Here is an 18,474-nt window from a genome sequence, read left to right on the forward strand (position 1 = left end):
GGGCTAGGCGGTCTCCTCCAAAAACGTGCGCAGCGCACGGTTAAAGGCCAGCGGCTGGTCGTCCATCGGGTTGTGGGCCGCGCCGCGCAGCTCCACATAGCGCGCGCCTGGAATGCTGGCCGCCAGGCGGCGCGAGAGCGCGGCGGGCACCAGTGGGTCGAGCGAGCCGCTCACCACCAGCGTCGGCACGCGCACCGCGCGGGCATAAGAAAGCAGCGGTGCGCGGATCAGGCTGCCCAGCAGCAGGTGCATCACATCCGGGTCGTATCGTGAGGCGTATGAGAGCCGCCGCATCGTGGGCCAGAATGACCCGCCTCGGTGGATATGCGGCACCTGGCTGGCCAGCACGCGGGTATATTGGCAGAGGTGGATGGTGAGCCGCAGCGCCGCGTAGCCGTGTGTGGGCAGCAGGTAGGCTCGGGTGACAAAAGGCAGATCCTCGCCGTGCACAGCAGCATCCACCAGCACCAACCGCCGCACCAGATCGGGGCGGGCATGCGCCAGCGCCAGCGCGATATCGCCACCCATCGAGTGCCCCAGCAGCGTCACCGGCTGACCGACCACGGCATCGCAGAACTGTCCAACCCGCTCGGCCAGCTGCTCGATCGTGCGGCATGCGCCCAGGGCGGTGCCGCCGTGCCCCGGCAGGTCGGGCGCAAAGCTGCGGTGGTCGCGGGCAAGATCGCACATGGACGACCACCAGATCTCTTTAAACGCCGCCCAGCCATGCACCATCACCAGCGGCTCTCCATCGTCGCCCGCCGCCACATAGGCCATCTGCGCCACCTCATCATAGCGCGGCTGGGGGTCACCATACAGCTTTCCTATCACAGGCCCAAGCTCCAGCCCTGGGGATCATCGCCCACCGCCAGCATCAGGCCACGCGCATCGGCGGGCACATCAAAGATCACCGGCACGCTCACCAGCTGCTGATTCCCAGGGATATGCTGCTCCATGCTAAAGATGCCTGCCTGCCCTGCCCCATAGGCGCTCAGATAGGCCGATGACGCGGCGGGGATAGGGTGGTAGCGCCTGCCGCTCCCATCGCTCAGGGTGATCAGCTTGGCAGGAAGCATGCCGCCAGCCGACCCATTGCCCACCGCCACCAGCGCCAGCACAAACCGCCCGCTCGGCTGCAGCGTGCCAATGCTGCCGCTCAGGCGCACCGCATCGCTGGGCCGCAGCAGGCTCACGCTCCACGCGCCCTGGTGCTGAAAGGTGCCAAAGGTGGCCGGGGTGGGGGTGGGCGCAAGCGCCAGGGTGGGGGTGGCCGGCGACAGCGTGGGCGGCACCGCGCTGGGCGGCTGAGCGGGGGTGGCGACACTCGCCACCCCGCCCAGGCCAGGCGATGCCGCCTCGCGCCAGGGGTGCGCCACCAGCAGCACGCCCACCAGCACCAGGGCCAGCGCCAGCAGCCCGCCGGTGAGCCAGCGCTGGCGCGGCGCGGGCTGGGCAGGCCCTGGCAGGGGCCGCAGGCGCACGGCGGGCCGTGGCTGGGCGGCAGGCGCGGGGGATGGCGGCGCAGGGTGCGCAGGGCGGGCCGCCAGCTCGCGCTCGGCTACGGCGGCGCGCAGCACTGCCAGGCTACGCTGTGCCACCTGGTTAGTAGGGTCAAGCTGTAGCGCATACCGCAGGGCGTTGCGCTGCTCCTCTAGAGTCTCGGCCACGCTGGCCAGCATCAGCCAGGCCTGCACGCTCTGATGCTGCGCGGTAATCGCCCGCAGCAGCGCGCGGGCTGCGGCCAGATCGCCGCGCTGGCGGGCGCGCTGGGCTGCCGCAAGAAGGGTGGGGGGGGCGTCGGTCTGCTCACGCATGGGTTCCTGCCATTTCCGTCAGACATGCGAAAGACGAAGGATGGTACGCCTTCGTCTTTCGCAGCTGGCCACTGTGCTATGGCCTCGCACGTTCACTTGTGGGCAGGTGGCCTGCGCCGCAGCGTCAGGCGCTAGGGCACGCTGTTCAGCACCAGGAAGCCCTGGCCCTGATTCGCCCGCGTGAACAGCACCAGGTTGGTCGCATCGGGGGCGACATCAAACACCAGCGCCACGCTGTACGACTCGCCGTCGGCGGGCAGCGTGTCCTCAAGGCTCTTATCGGCGTTGATGCCCGGCTGGACATACGCCCGCGACGCGGCGGTGTTCGCCGGGTAGACGCGGCCCTGCGCATCCTTCAGCACGAACAGATCGGCTGGGATCACCTGCTCGGTACCAGTCTTATTTGCAATAAACGCAAGGATTACCGCAAATCGCCCATTCTGCGCGTTCACCCCGCCAACCGAGCTGCCCAGCGAGGCGGCATAGGTGGCGTCGGGGTAGGTGTAGCCCCAGCCGTTGGCCTCAAGCGTGGTGCCAATGGCGACCTGTTCGGGGTTGGCGGTGGCCGGGTCGGCGTAGCTGCCGGGCTGCGGCTCGGCGGGCACTGGGGTCGGCTCTAGCGTGTCGGTGGGCGTCAGCATGTCGGTGCCCGAGATCGCGCCGGTGCCGCCGATGCCGGTGGTATCGGTGGTGACCGAGGTGGCCGAGGGCAGGCCCGAGGCATCGGCGGTGGCGCTGGCCACCGGTGTGGGAACACCAGCAGTGCCAGAATTACCCTTATTGAAGAACAGGCTGAAGATGAGAAAGCCGAGCAGCAGCACGACCGCAAAGCCGATCAGGAGGCGGGCCAAAGGTGTGATCTGGAAGGGGGCGCGGGTCATAGTGCCACTATCCTCATCTATCAGGGAGCGGGTGCGGGCGCTGCGGCGGGACTCGACGCGCTCGCGGGCGCTGCTGGAGGAGGAAGAGGCAAACGCCCCAGCGCTGGCGGACTCGTCGTCGCCCTGGTCGCCGTAGCCAGTCGGCTCGTTGCGCGGCGTGCCGCCCACCTTCTCGACCATATCGTAATCATCAAAAGCCGAGTCAAGCTCGGCGGCATAGAGATCTTCTTCGCTCAGATCCGCCGCAGCGGGCGGGGGCGGCGTGGCAACCGGCGTGGGGGCGGGCCTGCCGCTCACACTGTCGGGGTCAACCCCAAGCGCCTGAAGGCCCTTGCGCGCCATCTCGTTGCTGGGCTCAAGCGCAACCACATGTTCAAGGGCAGCGCGGCGTTCATCGGGGCCCTCGGCAACCCCAGCCAGCCACAGCCAAGCTTGGACATTGTCCGGGTCCTGGCGCGTGAGCAGGCTAAACAGGTTGCGTGCTTCTTCGCGATTCCCTTCGCGCGCGGCCTCGATTCCAAGCTGCAGAATCGTATCTGATTCCGCCATGCGTGATTCCTTCCTGTTACGCCCGATGGGGCAAGGTAGAAACTAAGCCGATCTGGCGTTGCAATGCGGCAATTTTCCGCTGCCGCGATGCAGAAGCCACGGCAGGCTGCGGCTATTCTATCACAGTGAAAATGGGCGGTCAACACCGGACTTTTGTCCTATCGCGCCCCTATCGCTTGTTTGGCCCTCGCCTCGTACGAAAGTGCAAAGAGTTTTATCCCGCCATGCCCGCCACAATCACATGTGGGTGCCTTGCGGCTCTCTTGCCTATCGTCGTTTGGCTTAGCCATTATTTCTACGCATGGCAAAGCGCTCGCGCCATGCTCAGGTAAATATATCAAATATCATCTGCTCGCCACCTACGCCACCACTACCCAGAACGGGCGAGATCTGCTACTATGAGCACAAACTTCTTACGTTTTCAGATTAACTATATTTCTCACTACCAACTGTGGTGAAGGAGCAAACTTGTGTCGCAGACACCTGACAGCACCATTGATATCAAAACCACCATCCTCGATGCCATCGGCAACACCCCGCTGGTGCAACTGGGCGCGGTGGCGCGCAACATCCAGCCCCGCCTGGTCGCCAAGGTCGAGTTTATGAACCCCGGCGGCAGCGTGAAAGACCGCATCGGCATCGCCATGATCGAGGCCGCCGAGCGCGATGGGCTGATCAAACCCGGCGGCACGATCGTGGAGGCCACCAGCGGCAACACCGGCGTAGGCCTGGCGATCGCCGCCGCGATCAAGGGCTACAAGAGCATCTTCGTGATGCCCGACAAGATGAGCGAGGAGAAGATCCGCCAGCTGCGCGCCTTCGGGGCGCGCGTGGTGATCACGCCCACCGCAGTCGAGCCAGACGACCCCCGATCGTACTACTCGGTCTCGCGGCGGCTGGCCGAGGAGACCCCTAACGCCATCCTGGCGGGCCAGTACTGGAACGCATCCAACCCCGAGGCCCACTACCGCAGCACTGGCCCCGAGCTGTGGAAGCAGACCGGCGGCAGGATCAAGGCGTTTATCGCTGGCATGGGCACTGGCGGCACGATCAGCGGCACCGGGCGCTACCTGAAAGAGCAGAACCCCGACATCAAGGTGGTAGGCATCGATCCCTACGGCTCGCTGCTGCACCGCTACTTCTACACCCGCGAGCTTGGCGACACCCACGGCTACAAGGTAGAGGGCGTGGGCGAGGATTTTCTGCCCAGCACGCTCGACTTCAGCGTGATCGATGACGTGGTGCAGGTGGGCGACCGCGAGGCCTTCACCATGACGCGGCGGCTGGTGCGCGAGGAAGGGCTGTTCTGCGGCGGCTCGTGCGGGATGGCGGTGGCCGGGGCGATCAAATGGCTGCGCAGCGAGCAGGCCGCCCACCTGACCGAGGATGATGTGGTGGTGGTGCTGCTGCCCGACAGCGGCGCACGCTACCTCTCGAAGATCTTCGACGACACCTGGATGCGCGAGAACGGCTTCCTTGAGCTGTCCACCGTGGCCGATCTGCTCGCCGCACGCCAGGGCCAGCTGATCAGCGCCAGCGAGGACACCACCGTCGAGGCCGCCATCCGCCAGATGAAGACCCACGGTATCTCGCAGCTGCCCGTGCTGGATGCCCAGGGCCACCTGCACGGTATCATCGGCGAGAGCGACCTGCTCGACTACCTGCTAGGCGGCGGGGCCATGAGCCACACCATCACCGACCTGCACGCCCACGAGGTCGCCACCGTCGATCTGGCCACCCCAATCGAGGATCTGACCAGCATCTTCGGGCGCGGGCAGGCCGCCGTGGCGGTAGAGGATGGCCGGGTGGTCGGCATCGTCACCAAGATCGACGTGATCGACTTCCTGGCCCAGCGACGCTAGCGGCCCAGCAAAAAGGGCTGCTTGGCATCGCCAAGCAGCCCTTCGCTATGCGGCGCGGCGCTACAGCGGCTTGATCGCCAGCCCGGTCTGCTCAAGCGCATACGAGATGCTCGACTGCAGGTTCGACATAGTGGTCAGGTTGGAAAGATCGACCCCGAGGTGCGTGATCGTCTGCGCGATCTCGGCCCCGATCCCGCAGAGGATGATCTGCGACCCCAGCAGGTTGGCCGCCTTGGTCGTCATCAGCAGCAGGTTGGCCGTGCTGGTATCCATCAGCGGCACGCCGGTGATATCGATGATCACAATCTCGGCCTGGTGCTCGGCAATGCCCTCCAGCAGGCGCTCGTTGATCTCGCCCGCGCGGTGGCTGTCGATCGAGCCGACCAGCGGCAGCACCAGAATACCCTCGGACACTGGCATGATCGGGGTGGAAAGCTCGCGGATGGCGCTGCGCAGCGCGTCCTCGGCCTGGCGCTGGGTGTCCACCGTGCTGAAGAAGGCCTGCTCCATCTGTGTCCGCTGGCGATCGATCTCGGCCTGCTCCTCCTTCAGCAGCGCCCCGATCAGCGACGCAAAGCCATCCAGCACATGGCGCACCAGCACCACGCGGTCGGTCACCGGGTCGATCTTCGCCGCCTGCTCAACCGCCGCCTGCTGCGCGGCCAGCACCGACTCCAGGCTCATGCCCTGGCGGCCAAGCTCGCCACCCAGCTGTGCGGCCTTGGCAAGCCCCCCGTCAGCATCCACCAAGATCTTGGAAAGCGACGCCGCGATGCCTGGCAGCTTAAACGACGCGAGCGTACCGCGGTTGCTCAGCGCCTTGCTGCTGAGCGCTGCTTTGATCGCCTGCTCAAATGGCTCACGGAGCTGATCATGTGGTGTTTCCACGTGGGCTACTCCCCGCGCGCAAGAAGCGCACCATATATCGCCGCTTCATTTGCCTGCCCCTGGGTCTGTTCTTGAAAACAGTCCTCTAGCCCAAGCCATGCATCCAGCCGCTTCAGCTCGGTAACGTGCCATGGCGCAAACAGCTCGCGGATCTGCGCCGCCGATCGGCTGTAGGTCTCAGCGCCAAGCCCGCGCAGCCGCTCTTTTGCATCGCTGTAGGTCGCCGGATCCTCTTTAATACTCTCAAGAAAGCTGACCGCCATCTGGCTGCCAGGGCTGGCCCACTCGTAGGTGGCCTGGGCGATGCGGCGAATGAAGGCATCCTCGATGAAGTAGGAGACGCCGATAAAGCCGATGGCGGTAGGTTCATGCGGGGCAAACAGCGTCGAAGCGGTGCTGAGCAGCAGATCGATATCGCGGATATCCATCAGCACATAGTGCGCCTGCGGCGTATCGGCCAGCACCTGCTGGGCATAGGCAAGCGTCATGGGGTCGTTATCGGAATACAGCACCGTGGTATTCGGCAGGCTGGCGTGGAAATGGCCCTGCGTAGGCATGCCCGACCCAAGATCAAGCACCTGGGTCACACCCTCATTCGCCCAGCGCTCGGCGATCAGCTGGAGGAACCAGCGATTGAGCCGCGCCAGGAATGGGTAGCTCGGCAGCAGCTTCACGATCTTCTCGGCCTCCTGGCGGTCAACAGCGAAGTTGTGATGCCCGCCAAGGACATAGTCGTAGATCCGCCCGATACATGGCTTCGAAGCGTCAATGCTCATATATGCCACCCCTCATGTACTGATGTGCGATCACCAAGCAGCAACAAAGTTGGGCAACGCCATGGGCTCTTTTGTGGCTTCTATTATCTCATAGGTATCTACGTTTTGCACGAGATGCTTTGCAGAAAACACCGGAGGATAGCACTTTTGTCGGTGTTCTGGCATGCATCTGCCTACATTCTGTCATGGATGAATCGCGTTCATATCCGATGATGATACCAGTACGGCGAGAAGAGGTGCAGAGCGCGACAGAGCGGTACGCAATGAAGATGAATACCACCACAACGGCTGTCATCTTCCTGTCATCTGATAGGCGAATTATGGAGGCGTACCTCCTCGGTGTATTGTGCGAGATAGCAATGCTACGCTGTGTACTCGACACATCCAACATTCTCGCAACAACATCGCCGAGATGTGCCACAAGAGGTTCGCCATGGCCTATGCCGACTACCTGCGCTGGAAGACGACACCGCTCGCGACCACACCCGAACTCTCGATCGTCATCCCAGCCTACAACGAAGCTGACCGGATCGTGCCCACGATCGGCGCGATCGCATCCTATGTCTCGGGCATGGGGATCGACTGGGAGCTGATCATCGCCGATGACGGCTCGCAGGATGAGACCATCGCGCTGGTCGAAGGGCTGGGCATGGTAAATGCCAAGGTGCTGCGCGCGCCCGCCAATGGCGGCAAGGGCAGCGCCGTGCAGCGCGGCATGCTGGCCGCCAGCGGCCGCTACCAACTGTTTGCCGATGCCGACAACTCGACCCCGATCGAAGAGGTGACCAAGCTGATCGCCCAGCTGCGGGCGGGCTACGACATCGCCATCGGCTCGCGGGCCGCCCAGGGGGCCGAAGAGGCCCACCGCAGCCCGCTGCGCCGCCTGATGAGCGGCAGCCTGCGCTGGATCGTGCGGCACGTGCTGCGGATCGGCGTGCTGGACACCCAGTGTGGCTTCAAGCTGTTCACCCGCGATGCCGCCCAGCTGCTCTACCGCAGGCAGAAGATCATGGGCTTCTCGTTCGATCTCGAGATCCTCTACCTGGCCTTTAAGTACAGGCTGCGGGTCGCCGAGGTGCCCATATCGTGGGTCGACGCCCCTGGATCCAAGGTCGACGCCCTCAAGGAGGCCCGGCGCTTCATCAACGATCTGGTTCGTATCAAGTGGAACGATCTGCGTGGGGTCTACCCCAGGCAGATCCAGCAGCCCCAGCCAGCGCAGGTCGCACGCCAATCGATCGCCGATCGGCTGCGCAGCGCCTGGGGCAGCGTAAAAAAGGCCTTCGCCAGCCCGCCCGCCGCCACCGCCCACGCCCAGCCAAAAGCCGAGAGCGGCACAACCGAGAGGTTCGGCATGCACATCGCGGTCGTCACCACCTACCCGCCCAGCGCTGGCACCCTCAACGAGTACGCCTACCACTTTGTGCGCTGCCTGCTGCAGAAGCCCGAGGCCGCCAGCGTCACCCTGCTGGTGGACGAGCTGCCACACGGCGCTGCCTACCCCCAGCCCGAAGACACCGAGGGCAAGCTGCAGATCATCCCATGCTGGCGCTTCGGCGACATGCGCAACGCCGCCCGCATCAGCACCGCTATCGGCCAGATCAAGCCCGATGTCGTGCTGTTCAACATCCAGTTCGCCAGCTTCGGCGGCGACAAGATCGCGGCGGCGCTGGGCCTAAGCGCACCGATGCTGGTCAAGGCGATGGGCTACACCACCATCGTGCTGATGCACAACATTATGGAAACGGTAGACCTGCGCAATGCGGGCTATGGCAGCAGTCGGCTTAGCGAGCTGCTCATCCGGTCGGCTGGATCGATCATCACCCGCATGCTGCTCAGCGCCGATCTGGTCGCGCTGACTATCCCGAAGTACGTCGAGATCCTTGAGCGCAAGTACGGCGCGCACAACGTGCTGCTAGCCCCCCACGGCGCATTCGAGCAGATCCCGCCGCCAGCGCTGGAGCTCAAACCCGGCCCAGCCGTGATCATGACCTTCGGCAAGTTCGGCACCTACAAGAAGATCGAAACCCTGATCGAGGCCTTCAAGCTGCTGCAGCTGCGCAACACCGCGCCCGTGCAGCTGGTGATCGCGGGCACCGACAGCCCCAACGCCAAGGGCTACCTAGAAAGCGTGCGACAGCAGTACGCCGACGTGACCAACATCCGCTTCACCGGCTACGTGGCCGAAAACGATGTGCCCCAGCTCTTCGGCGATGCCGCCGTGGTGGTCTTCCCCTACACCAGCACCACCGGCAGCTCGGGGGTTTTGCACCAGGCGGGCAACTATGGCAAGGCCGTGGTGCTGCCCCAGCTGGGCGACCTGGCCGAGCTGATCGAAGAGGAGGGCTACAGCGGCGAGTTCTTCACCCCCGACGACCCAACCAGCCTAGCGAGCGCCATCGCCAGCGTGCTCGACGACGACACCCGCCGCCAGCACATGGGCATGCGCAACTACCTCGCCGCCTGCGGCCTGCCCATGGCCGATGTGGTCGACTGGTACCTGCTGCACGCCCAGCTCGTGCTCGAACATACGGCCCGGCCAGCCCAGGCGGCCCGCTCGATCCGCGTTGGAAACTAGGCACGCACCTATACCGCTATCTGGATTCGTAGAGAAGGAGCAAGCTGTGGAAGTGACAGTCGAGAGCATTGAGCAGGGGACTATTCTGCATCTCCATGGGCGGTTCGACGCCAACGTATCGGCCAGGGTCGTCGAGCACATCGACAGCGCCGCCAGCACCGACACACCAAACACCATCGTCAACATGGCCGAGGTGCCATTCATCGACTCGTCGGGGCTTACCGTGCTGGTGCGCGGCCTCAAGCGCTGCCGCCAGCGCAATGGCGACCTAGTGCTCTGCAACTTGCAGCAGCCGGTGCAGATCATCTTCGAGCTGACCAGCATGGACCGGGCATTCAAGATCTTCACCGACGAGGCGGCGGCGCGCGCAGCGCTGAGCCACTAGCGAACGCTTATGCTTGCCGAACTTGTCCTAACACATCGTGAGCATATTGCCAGCATTGCCCAGGGCTGGATCGCATCGGGGGCGGGATCCTTCAGCATCGGCGACGATGCAGGCCCGATCTGCACCTGGCCCAGCGGTGCCGAAGGCGAGCCAAGCGTGCGCACCCCGTTGATCTGGGGAGGGCGCAGCATCGGGTGGATGGGCGTGGCAGGCTGCTCGCACCACGAGCAGCCGCGGCTCGCATCCGAGGCCCAGCTGCTGATGAAGCTGCTGATCGCCGAGCGCGACCTCGACCAGATGACCAATGATCTGATCGAGACCCAAGATCAGCTGCTGGCGATGTACGACCTCACCAGCTCGGCACGCAACCACCTCGGGCTGGCCGAGACCATGCGCGCGCTGGCCGCCGAGGCCGCGCGCCTGCTGCACACCGACGCGGTCTCCATGTTCCTGATGCCGCTGATCGTGCACCACCCACACCCGATCATCGAGGACAGCCTGCTGCTGCAGTATGTCGAGCGGGCCAAGGCCCACAACCACATCCTGGTGATCAATGAGGGCGGGGCCGAGCCGCTGCCCGGAAACATCCGCAACCTGTGCGTGATGCCGATCAGCGTGCGCGGGAAGCTCAGCGCTGGCATCATGCTGTTCAATAAATCGATCAGCGGCTTCATCGCCGCCGATATCAAGCTCATCCGCGCCATCACCGAGCACGCCGGGATGCAGATCGAGCAGACCCTGCTCTACCAAGAGTCGCTGGCCCAGGAGCGCATGAAGACCGAGATGCACCTAGCCCGCCAGGTGCAGCAGCGCCTGCTGCCCCAGCAGGCCCCAGCCATATCGGCGATCGATGTCTACGCCGAGTCGCGCTCGGCGCTGCAGGTGGGCGGCGACTTCTTCTACTTTGTGGAGCAGCCCGCCCGCCCGCTGTTCATCGCCGTGGGCGACGTGGCCGGGAAGGGCATCTCGGCGGCGATGATCATGGCCATGCTGCACGCCTCGATCTGCAGCGCGGCCAAATTTATGCCCCACCCATCGGTGGTGCGCGTGCTGGCCCGCGCCAACGAAGATCTGTACGACGACTTCACCATCCTTGACGCCTTCGCCACCACCTTCGTGGCGCAGTACACCCAGGACGACCAGCTGCTGCGCTACACCAACGCCGGGCACTCGCCCGTGATCTTCTGCCCCGCCGAAAGCCCACCGATCATGATCGAGTCAGATGGGCCGCCGATCGGCGTGCTGCCCGCCTACCTTGGCAGCGAGCACATGATCCACATCCGCGCAGGCGATCTGCTGATCGTCGCAACCGATGGCTTCAGCGAGGCGCAGAATGCAGCGGGCGAGCTGTATGGCTACGACCGCCTGCTGGCGCTGATCGACTCGCTGCGGGCGAAGCCAGCCCTCGAAATCGCCAACGATATCTTCGGCGCGATCGATCGCTTCTCGGGGGGCCGCCCCCAAGATGACGACCAAACACTCGTGGTGATCAAAGGAAAAGAGCGTGACAAAAGAACCACTGCAGAATATTCAGCTTAACCTGCCTGCGAACCTAGGGTATCTGTCCCTGCTGGGGCCGTGCCTCACCACCATGCTTGAGCAGGCATCGGATATCAAAGAGGTGCGCAACCTGGCCTACAACATCCAGCTGGCCATCCACGAGATCTGCACCAATATCATCGGCCACGCCTATGATAATAACCCCAACGGGCGGATCGCGATCTCGATGGAGTACAACCGCAAGAGCCGCGAGGTCATCATCCACCTGACCGACACTGGCCACTCGTTCGACCCTACCACCGTGCCCGACCCCGACCCCGAGGCGCTGCAAGAGGGCGGCTACGGGCTCTTCCTGGTGCGCAAGCTGATGGATGAGATGAGCTACAACGCCCTGCCCGGCGGAAACCACTGGCTGCTGATCAAGAAGATCTGAGGAGAACCCATGCTCATGAATGTCTACGATCACGTGATCAAGGTGACAGTGATCGCGCCCCAAGAGCGCATCGACGCCTTCTGCGCCCCCGAGCTGCGCGCCATGCTCGACACCATGCTGGTGCAGGGCACCACCCGCTTTGTTGTCGATCTATCGGCGGTGCCATTTCTGGATAGCGCGGGGCTGGCGGTGCTGGTGCGCCTGCTCAAGCGCTCGCGCCAGGTGGGGGGCGATATACGCATCATCATGCCCCAAGAGGAGGCCGCCCGCCGCATCCTGCACCTGACCAAGTTCGACCATGTCTTTCCTCTTTCCGAGACGGTGGACCATGCGCTGCGCAGCTTCGCCTAGCCCATCTGCCCAGGAGATAGCCCATGGCCAGCATTCTTGTAGTTGACGACTCGCCCGTGATCCAGCGCTTGCTCCAGCACACGCTTCGGCGGGTGGGCTACGTGGTGATGGTGGCATCAAGCGGGGTGGAGGCGCTCGCCCAGCTGCGAGCGGAGCGCTTCGAGCTGGTGATCGCCGACCTTTCGATGCCCGACATCGATGGCCTAACCCTGCTACGCACCATCCGCAGCGACCCGCAGCATAAAGATCTGCCCCTGCTGATGCTGACCGCCAGCGGGCAAGATCAGGATCGGATCGACGCCCGCGCCGCCGGGGCCAGCGCATTTCTCACCAAGCCCGCTAGCTCGCAAGATCTGATCGCGACAGTCAGCCAGCTAATCGGCGGGGCCGCTGGGTAGGCACGCGGCACACCGCAAGTGCGGCAACCAGGCCTGGGCCACGATCTGCCAGAAAGCCCAGGGCAGAAGGCGGCACTGCCCTGGCGCTTTTTATTGCACAACTGCACCAAAAAAGCCGCGCGTTTGCATCAATGTTCGCCAGGGCATGAGCCATACACTACGACCATACCCAGCACACCAATATCCACACGATGATCGCCGATATGTGACGAGAGAGCACTATGATACGGACAAACCTCAGCCTGCTACCAGAAGATTTTGACCAGATCTTTCCGTTTCATATTGCCTTTGGCACCGATCTCCAGATCACCCAGTTTGGGCACTCGCTCGCGCGTATCGCGCCAGATCTGGCGCACGATCAGCCACTGGCGCAGTTTTTCCGGATCACACAGCCCCACGCCATCCATACCTTTAGCGACATCGAGCGGCAGAGCAGCGCGCTCTTCATGCTGGAATCCACCACAGCGCCGCTGACGCTCAGGGGGCAGATCCTGATCCAGAGCGCGCCCGCGCCCATGGCGGTCTTTCTCGGCTCGCCCTGGGTCACGAGCCTCAGCGAGCTGGCCTCGATCGGGCTGAGCTCCACCGACTTTGCGGTGCACGACCCCATGGTCGATCTGCTGACGCTGCTCCAGTCGCAGCAGGTCGCGCTGCGCGACACCAATGAGCTGGCCCGCGCGCTCGAAAGCCAGCGCCAGAGGCTGCTCAAGACCAACCAGCGGCTCGAATATACCCTCCACGAGATCGCGAATACCGACAGCGCGCTGCGCGCCAGCAACACCCGGCTCTCGACCCTGATCACCAATATGCAGAGCGGCATCCTGGTCGAGGATCAGCAGCGCCATATTGTGCTGATCAACCAGACCTTCTGCGACTTGTTCTCCATCCCGGTGCCGCCCGACGATCTGATCGGCAGCGACTGCAGCCAGTCGGCGCAGCTGTCGATGGGGCTGTTCTACGATCCCCAGGGGTTTGTGTCCAGCATCGACCAGATCCTGATCGAGCGCACCCCGGTGGTCGCCGAAGAGCTGGCCATGGCCGATGGGCGCACGCTTGAGCGCGACTACATACCGATCTTTTTGGACGAGCAGTACTACGGGCACCTATGGCAATATCGCGATATCACCGAGCGTAAGCAGAGCCAGGCCGCGCTGGCCCAGGCCCGCGATGTGGCGCTGGAATCGTCGCAGCTGAAGTCGGAGTTCCTTGCCACGGTCAGCCACGAGATCCGCACGCCGATGAACGGCGTGATCGGCATGGCCGAGCTGCTGCTAGAGACGCCGCTCAACGACGAGCAGCGCGAGTTTGTGCAGATCATCAACGAATCGGGGCACGCGCTACTGACCATTATCAACGACATCCTCGACTACTCGCGGATCGAAGCGGGCAAGATGGTGCTTGATAGCGTGCCCACCTCGCTGCCCACGTTGATCGCCACGGTGAGCCGTATGTTCACGGCCAGGCTGCAGCCCATGGGCATCGCCATGGCTGCCGCAATCGGGCCGGGCGTGCCCGAGATGGTGCTGGCTGACGCCGGGCGGCTGCGCCAGGTGCTGCTCAACTTGCTGGGCAACGCGGCCAAGTTCACCGAGCGCGGCAGCATCACCATCCGTGTCGATATCGAGCAGTCGTCGAGCCGCGACTGCCTGGTGCGCTTCGAGGTGCACGACACCGGTATCGGGATCTCGGCAGCCGCCCAGCAGCGCCTGTTCCAGCCATTCATGCAGGCGGATGGCTCGGTGACGCGCCGCTACGGCGGCACCGGGCTAGGCCTAGCGATCAGCAAGCGGCTGGCCGAGCTGATGGGCGGCCAGATCGGATGCACCAGCGAGGAGGGCCAAGGATCGATCTTCTGGTTCACCGCGCGGCTGGCGCTAGAGCAGCCCCCGCAGCAGCCCGATGAGGCCGTGCCGACCAGCCAGCGCCATGTGCTGCTGGTGGATGACAACCCGGTCAACCAGCACCTGGCGGTGCGGCAGCTGGCCAAGCTGGGGTACACCGCCGATACGGCCTCCAGCGGGCGCGAGGCGCTGGACCTACTGGCCCGCCAGCGCGAGCGCTACTGCGCGCTGCTGCTCGACTGCTACATGCCCGACATCGACGGCTACGAGGCGGCCCGCACGCTGCGGGCGCAGGAGGCAGGCAGCAGCGTGCACATGCCCGTGATCGCGCTGACCGCCAGCACGCTGCAGCGCGACTACCAGGCGTGCATAGCGGCGGGCATGGACGCGGTGCTCACCAAGCCACTGCAGCCGGACGAGCTGGCGGATGCGCTGGAGCAGTGGAGGCTGAAGCCCCAGCCCGTAACTGCCGCGCCGCCAAGCATCGACATGGCAGTGATCGAGCCATTTCGCACGCTTGACCCCAGCGGCGGCATCCTCTCCACCATGGTGGCGATGTTCTACGACGAGGCTCGCCTCCAGATCGAGGCCATCCGGGGCGCGCTGGCCAGCGGCGACACTGCGTCGATCGCGCAGGCCGCGCAGCAGCTGCAACGTAGCTGCGCCCAGGTGGGGGCCTGCCAGCTGGCCGAGCAGGCCCAGCAGCTGCAGGGCTGGGCGCAAGATGGGGCGGTGGATCAGGTCGCGCAGGGGCTGCCCGCACTCGTGGGCGAGATCACGCTGGTGCAGCAGCAGCTGCTGGCGATGGTGCAGGAGCGCGCCGCGTTCACCGCTTAGGCAGCTGGCGCGGCAATGAGAAGGCGGGGCAACCCGCCTTTTTTTGTTGCGGCAAGCTGTTGCGGCGAGTTGATGGCAGGATGTCATCAACTCGTCATCTGATGCCAGCCTACGGGCGTGGTTTCTCCGCAGGGGCGGCGGTATATAGGCGCATTGGGCAACCCACCCATCGTACCCAACCACCCAACAATCTCATGTGGAGGCTCCTTCCATGGCTCAACCACGCCTGCGGCATCTGCTCGCCCGCCTTCCCGAGGGCCTGCTCGCCGGGGGGCTGCTGTTCGGCAGCACCACCCTGGTGAATGCGGGCAACTACGCCTTCAACCTGATCCTCGGGCGCTGGCTTGGCCCCGCCGCCTTTGCCGACGCGAGCCTGATCATCACGCTGTTTCTGGTGATCACCTTTGTCACCGTGGCGCTGCAGATGGCGGCGGCTAAGTTCGCGGCTAGCTACGCCGCCGCCGCCCAGCCCGCGCTGCTGGCAGGGCTGCGCCGCTGGCTGGGCGGCTACGCCTGGCTGGCGGGGCTGGCTGGGGCGGCGCTGTTCGGCCTGGGCGCGCCGCTCTGGCAGGGGTTCTTCCACACCACGTCGGCGTGGCTGTTTGTGATCTTCGGGCTGGGCATCCCGTTCTATTTTGTGCAGGGCGTCGACCGTGGCCTGATGCAGGGCCAGACCCACTTTGGCCGCCTCGCGATCAGCTTCCAGGTGGAAATGTGGGCCAGGCTGGCGATCGCGGTGGCGCTGGTGTGGCTGGGGTGGTCGATCTTCGGCGCGGTGTTAGGCCTCACGCTCTCGCTTATCTTCGCGTGGCTGGCGGCGCGCTGGGGGGTGCGCCAGATCGCCGCGCAGCACACGCTGGCCGACGCGCTCCTGGGCGCGCTGCTGCGGGCCTGCTACCACATCCCCGTGCCCGCCCCCGCCCGGCTGCCCGCCGAGGAGCGGGCGCGGATCGCGCGGTTCGCCGTGCCGGTGGTGGCCGCGCTGGTGGGCCAGATCCTGATCAACAACAGCGACATACTGGTGGTCAAGCACTTCTTCAGCGCGGGCGAGGCCGGGCTGTACGCGGCGCTGGCGCTGATCGGCAGGATCGTCTTTTTCGCCACGTGGTCGGTCGTCACCGTGCTGTTCCCGCTGGTGGCCCAGCGCCACCAGCGCGGCCAGCCCCACCGCAGCCTGCTCTACGCAGGGGTCGGGATCGTGCTGGCGATCTCGGCGGGGATCGTGGGCGCGACCGCGCTCTTCCCCGCGCAGATCGTGCAGGTGCTGTTCGGGCAGGAGTACCTGGCGGCGGCACCGCTGCTGGGCATGTACGCGCTGGCCACGGCGTTCTACGCGCTTGGCAACGTGGTGATCAACTACCACCTCTCGCTTGATACGGGCGGCGGCAGCTTGCTGGCGTTTGGCGCGGAGCTGGTGCAGCTGCTGAGCCTCTGGCTGGCCCACGAGAGCCTGACGCAGGTGGTACAGGTGCAGGTGGTTGTGATGGGCGGGCTGTTTGTCGCGCTGCTGCTGTGGGATGTCGCGCTCGGCCTACTAAAGCGCGCCGCAGCTCGCCAAGAGCCGCCCGCGCTCCCGCTCTCGCAGCAGGTGTAAGGAGTTATTGAGGAATGGCAATGCTGTTTGTAACCCTTCGTGGCTTCCATTGGCGGAAGTTTGTACGCCCTCGCATTCTGCTTATCGGCGCGGTGCTGGCCGGGGTGATGGGCGGAGGCGGGGCGATGGCCATGAGATCGCTGCGCCCCGCGCCGGTGGGACAGGCCCTGCCCGGCCAGCAGCTCGGGTGGGACATCGCCCGCGCCGCCGCGCAGTCGCCGGAGGTGCAGGTCGCCTCGGCGGCATACCTGCCCGGCGACGCGCTGATCCTCTACACCCGCACCAGCCAGCCCGACCGGGCGCGGCTGCGCACCTGGGCCATGGTGCAGCTGGAGCCGTTCGCCGAGCGCTTCGCGGCCATGCCCGCCAAGGATCAGCTGCGCTGGGTGATCGACTACGGCAGCGGCCCGAGCCAGCAGGAGGTGATCAGCGCGCCGCTGCGCCGCGCCGCCGAGCCAGCCCAGTACCGCTACACTGGCTCGTCGCCTAGCCTGATCGGTGGCGACCAGACCGTGGCGGCTGCGCCCGTGGCCAGCGCCGCGCCCACCGCTGCGCCAGCGGCTACCGCAGCACCAAGCCAACCCACCGCAGCGCCAGCCCAGCCCGCCGCGCCCGGCAGCATCCCCGCGCCCCAGGCCCTCAGCGACAGCGCCTTCGACGGCGCGGCCCCCAAGGCCAACTGGGCACCGCTGGCGGGCAACTGGGAGATGAAAGACGGCATTTACAGCCAGCACGACAACACCGGCTACGACTATATGACCATGCTCAACCTCGACCCGCTGACCCACTACCGCATGGATGCCAAGATCCGCATTGGCGCGGGCGACATGGGCGGCGGCTTTGTCTACAATGCTCCCAGCCCCACCAGCCGCGCAGGGGCACAGAGCGTGGATTTCACCGAGCAGGGCACGTTCCTGCGCTGGGGCCGCTACGACAAAGATGGCGACTATGTGTATGAGGGCGGGGCAGATGTCGCCCCAGGCGCGAGCGACGGCGGCTGGCACACCCTTTCGCTCGTAACCCACGGTGGACAGAGCCTTGTCTCGGTCGATGGCAAAGAGGTCGGCACGATCGCCAACACCAGCACGGCGGGCTACCTGGGGCTCACCGCCTCGCGCTCGATGGTCGATTTTGACAATGTGCAGGTGACCGCGCTGCCCAAGGATGGCGCGCTGATCACGGTCGATGGACAGGCCCCGAGCGCAGGTAGCACCCAGCCGATCAGCGGAACCCAGGGCCTGAGCGAGACACAGGCGCTGGATACCGCCAGCCTCGGTGATGACTTTGCCGATGGCGACGCCAAGGAGTGGCAAACAATCGATGGCACATGGCGGGCGGCGGATGGCACCTACCAGCAGACCGCCGACGGTAAGAATCTCGGCAGCATCTCCACCTTCCAGAGCGACCAGTTTATCGCCACAGTGCGGCTCCAACATGTTGAGGGCAACATGAGCGGCGGGCTGTACTTCGGCATGGCCCAGCGCGACACGAGGAGCCAGAGCCAGGTGGTGCGCTACGCCCAGGGCAGCCAAGCGTTGCAGTGGGGCCACTTCGACGAGGGCGGCAGCTTTGTGCAGGATGGCAGCGCCCCGCTGGCCGCCAGCAGCGGTGGCGGCGACGGCACGTGGCACACGCTTGGCGTGCGGGTAAAGGGCGGGCTGGCCACCTTCACGCTGGATGGCGAGCAGGTGGCCAGCGATGTGAAGCTGACCTACGCCAGCGGCTATGTGGGCCTGTACGCCAATGGCAAGGTCGCCTTCGACGATGTGCAGATCGCTAAGGAGTAA

At 65.2% G+C, this 18,474-nt stretch carries 15 protein-coding genes and 1 pseudogene; 11 read left to right on the top strand and 5 right to left on the bottom strand.

Features of this window, described 5'->3' with window-relative positions; genetic code table 11:
- Positions 1-3 precede the first annotated feature (3 nt).
- From F8S13_07570 to F8S13_07580, 3 genes are all read right to left on the bottom strand, one after another.
- Positions 4-831 (bottom strand): alpha/beta hydrolase, encoded by an 828-nt coding sequence (locus tag F8S13_07570; protein ID KAB8143761.1) that lies wholly within the window; start codon positions 829-831, stop codon positions 4-6.
- Positions 828-1,814 carry a hypothetical protein gene (locus F8S13_07575; protein ID KAB8143762.1) on the bottom strand — a complete coding sequence of 329 codons (987 nt, stop codon included), beginning with the start codon at positions 1,812-1,814 and terminating at the stop codon, positions 828-830. The genes F8S13_07570 and F8S13_07575 overlap by 4 nt, the downstream gene beginning before the upstream one ends.
- Before the next feature lie 131 nt (positions 1,815-1,945).
- The gene (locus F8S13_07580) at positions 1,946-3,244 is read right to left on the bottom strand and encodes a hypothetical protein (protein KAB8143763.1); all 1,299 of its coding nucleotides are present in this window, start codon (positions 3,242-3,244) and stop codon (positions 1,946-1,948) included.
- Positions 3,245-3,738: 494 nt separating this feature from the next.
- On the opposite strand from F8S13_07580, the gene F8S13_07585 reads away from it, so the two are divergent.
- Positions 3,739-5,106, top strand: a complete 1,368-nt coding sequence (locus tag F8S13_07585) for a cystathionine beta-synthase (GenBank protein KAB8144086.1) — start codon at positions 3,739-3,741, stop codon at positions 5,104-5,106.
- A gap of 60 nt (positions 5,107-5,166) precedes the next feature.
- Here F8S13_07585 and F8S13_07590 read toward each other — a convergent pair whose 3' ends face one another.
- Both F8S13_07590 and F8S13_07595 read right to left on the bottom strand, forming a co-directional pair.
- The gene (locus F8S13_07590; protein ID KAB8144087.1) at positions 5,167-5,790 is read right to left on the bottom strand and encodes an STAS domain-containing protein; all 624 of its coding nucleotides are present in this window, start codon (positions 5,788-5,790) and stop codon (positions 5,167-5,169) included.
- Between the two features lie 209 nt (positions 5,791-5,999).
- Positions 6,000-6,770 (bottom strand): hypothetical protein, encoded by a 771-nt coding sequence (locus tag F8S13_07595; protein KAB8143764.1) that lies wholly within the window; start codon positions 6,768-6,770, stop codon positions 6,000-6,002.
- A gap of 412 nt (positions 6,771-7,182) precedes the next feature.
- Here F8S13_07595 and F8S13_07600 point away from each other — a divergent pair.
- The 10 genes and pseudogenes from F8S13_07600 to F8S13_07645 all read left to right on the top strand — a co-directional run bounded on the left by F8S13_07600 (position 7,183) and on the right by F8S13_07645 (position 18,474).
- Positions 7,183-7,959, top strand: a pseudogene (locus tag F8S13_07600) (glycosyltransferase family 2 protein).
- A 165-nt stretch (positions 7,960-8,124) separates the two neighbouring features.
- A complete protein-coding gene (locus tag F8S13_07605; GenBank protein KAB8144088.1) occupies positions 8,125-9,348 on the top strand; it encodes a glycosyltransferase in 1,224 nt (407 codons plus the stop codon).
- Positions 9,254-9,733 carry an STAS domain-containing protein gene (locus F8S13_07610; GenBank protein KAB8143765.1) on the top strand — a complete coding sequence of 160 codons (480 nt, stop codon included), beginning with the start codon at positions 9,254-9,256 and terminating at the stop codon, positions 9,731-9,733. The genes F8S13_07605 and F8S13_07610 overlap by 95 nt, the downstream gene beginning before the upstream one ends.
- A gap of 9 nt (positions 9,734-9,742) precedes the next feature.
- Positions 9,743-11,272 carry a SpoIIE family protein phosphatase gene (locus tag F8S13_07615; GenBank protein KAB8143766.1) on the top strand — a complete coding sequence of 510 codons (1,530 nt, stop codon included), beginning with the start codon at positions 9,743-9,745 and terminating at the stop codon, positions 11,270-11,272.
- Entirely contained in the window at positions 11,238-11,666 is a 429-nt protein-coding gene (locus tag F8S13_07620) for an ATP-binding protein (GenBank protein ID KAB8143767.1), read from the top strand. The genes F8S13_07615 and F8S13_07620 overlap by 35 nt, the downstream gene beginning before the upstream one ends.
- Before the next feature lie 9 nt (positions 11,667-11,675).
- Positions 11,676-12,017, top strand: a complete 342-nt coding sequence (locus tag F8S13_07625; protein KAB8143768.1) for an STAS domain-containing protein — start codon at positions 11,676-11,678, stop codon at positions 12,015-12,017.
- A 23-nt stretch (positions 12,018-12,040) separates the two neighbouring features.
- A complete protein-coding gene (locus tag F8S13_07630; GenBank protein KAB8143769.1) occupies positions 12,041-12,415 on the top strand; it encodes a response regulator in 375 nt (124 codons plus the stop codon).
- 221 nt (positions 12,416-12,636) lie between these two features.
- A complete protein-coding gene (locus F8S13_07635; protein KAB8143770.1) occupies positions 12,637-15,093 on the top strand; it encodes a response regulator in 2,457 nt (818 codons plus the stop codon).
- 211 nt (positions 15,094-15,304) lie between these two features.
- The gene (locus F8S13_07640; protein ID KAB8143771.1) at positions 15,305-16,687 is read left to right on the top strand and encodes an oligosaccharide flippase family protein; all 1,383 of its coding nucleotides are present in this window, start codon (positions 15,305-15,307) and stop codon (positions 16,685-16,687) included.
- A gap of 125 nt (positions 16,688-16,812) precedes the next feature.
- A complete protein-coding gene (locus F8S13_07645; GenBank protein ID KAB8143772.1) occupies positions 16,813-18,474 on the top strand; it encodes a DUF1080 domain-containing protein in 1,662 nt (553 codons plus the stop codon).

It is taken from the genome of Chloroflexia bacterium SDU3-3, assembly GCA_009268125.1.
Taxonomy (GTDB): domain Bacteria; phylum Chloroflexota; class Chloroflexia; order Chloroflexales; family Roseiflexaceae; genus SDU3-3.

Coding starts and splice junctions, on each gene's coding strand:
- F8S13_07575 (KAB8143762.1), bottom strand. CDS start 1,814: ATGCGTGAGCAGACCGACGCCCCCCCCACCCTTCTTGCGGCAGCCCAG.
- F8S13_07580 (KAB8143763.1), bottom strand. CDS start 3,244: ATGGCGGAATCAGATACGATTCTGCAGCTTGGAATCGAGGCCGCGCGC.
- F8S13_07590 (KAB8144087.1), bottom strand. CDS start 5,790: ATGAGCCTGGAGTCGGTGCTGGCCGCGCAGCAGGCGGCGGTTGAGCAG.
- F8S13_07595 (KAB8143764.1), bottom strand. CDS start 6,770: ATGAGCATTGACGCTTCGAAGCCATGTATCGGGCGGATCTACGACTAT.
- F8S13_07605 (KAB8144088.1), top strand. CDS start 8,125: ATGCACATCGCGGTCGTCACCACCTACCCGCCCAGCGCTGGCACCCTC.
- F8S13_07610 (KAB8143765.1), top strand. CDS start 9,254: ATGTGGTCGACTGGTACCTGCTGCACGCCCAGCTCGTGCTCGAACATA.
- F8S13_07615 (KAB8143766.1), top strand. CDS start 9,743: ATGCTTGCCGAACTTGTCCTAACACATCGTGAGCATATTGCCAGCATT.
- F8S13_07625 (KAB8143768.1), top strand. CDS start 11,676: ATGCTCATGAATGTCTACGATCACGTGATCAAGGTGACAGTGATCGCG.
- F8S13_07630 (KAB8143769.1), top strand. CDS start 12,041: ATGGCCAGCATTCTTGTAGTTGACGACTCGCCCGTGATCCAGCGCTTG.
- F8S13_07635 (KAB8143770.1), top strand. CDS start 12,637: ATGATACGGACAAACCTCAGCCTGCTACCAGAAGATTTTGACCAGATC.
- F8S13_07640 (KAB8143771.1), top strand. CDS start 15,305: ATGGCTCAACCACGCCTGCGGCATCTGCTCGCCCGCCTTCCCGAGGGC.
- F8S13_07645 (KAB8143772.1), top strand. CDS start 16,813: ATGGCCATGAGATCGCTGCGCCCCGCGCCGGTGGGACAGGCCCTGCCC.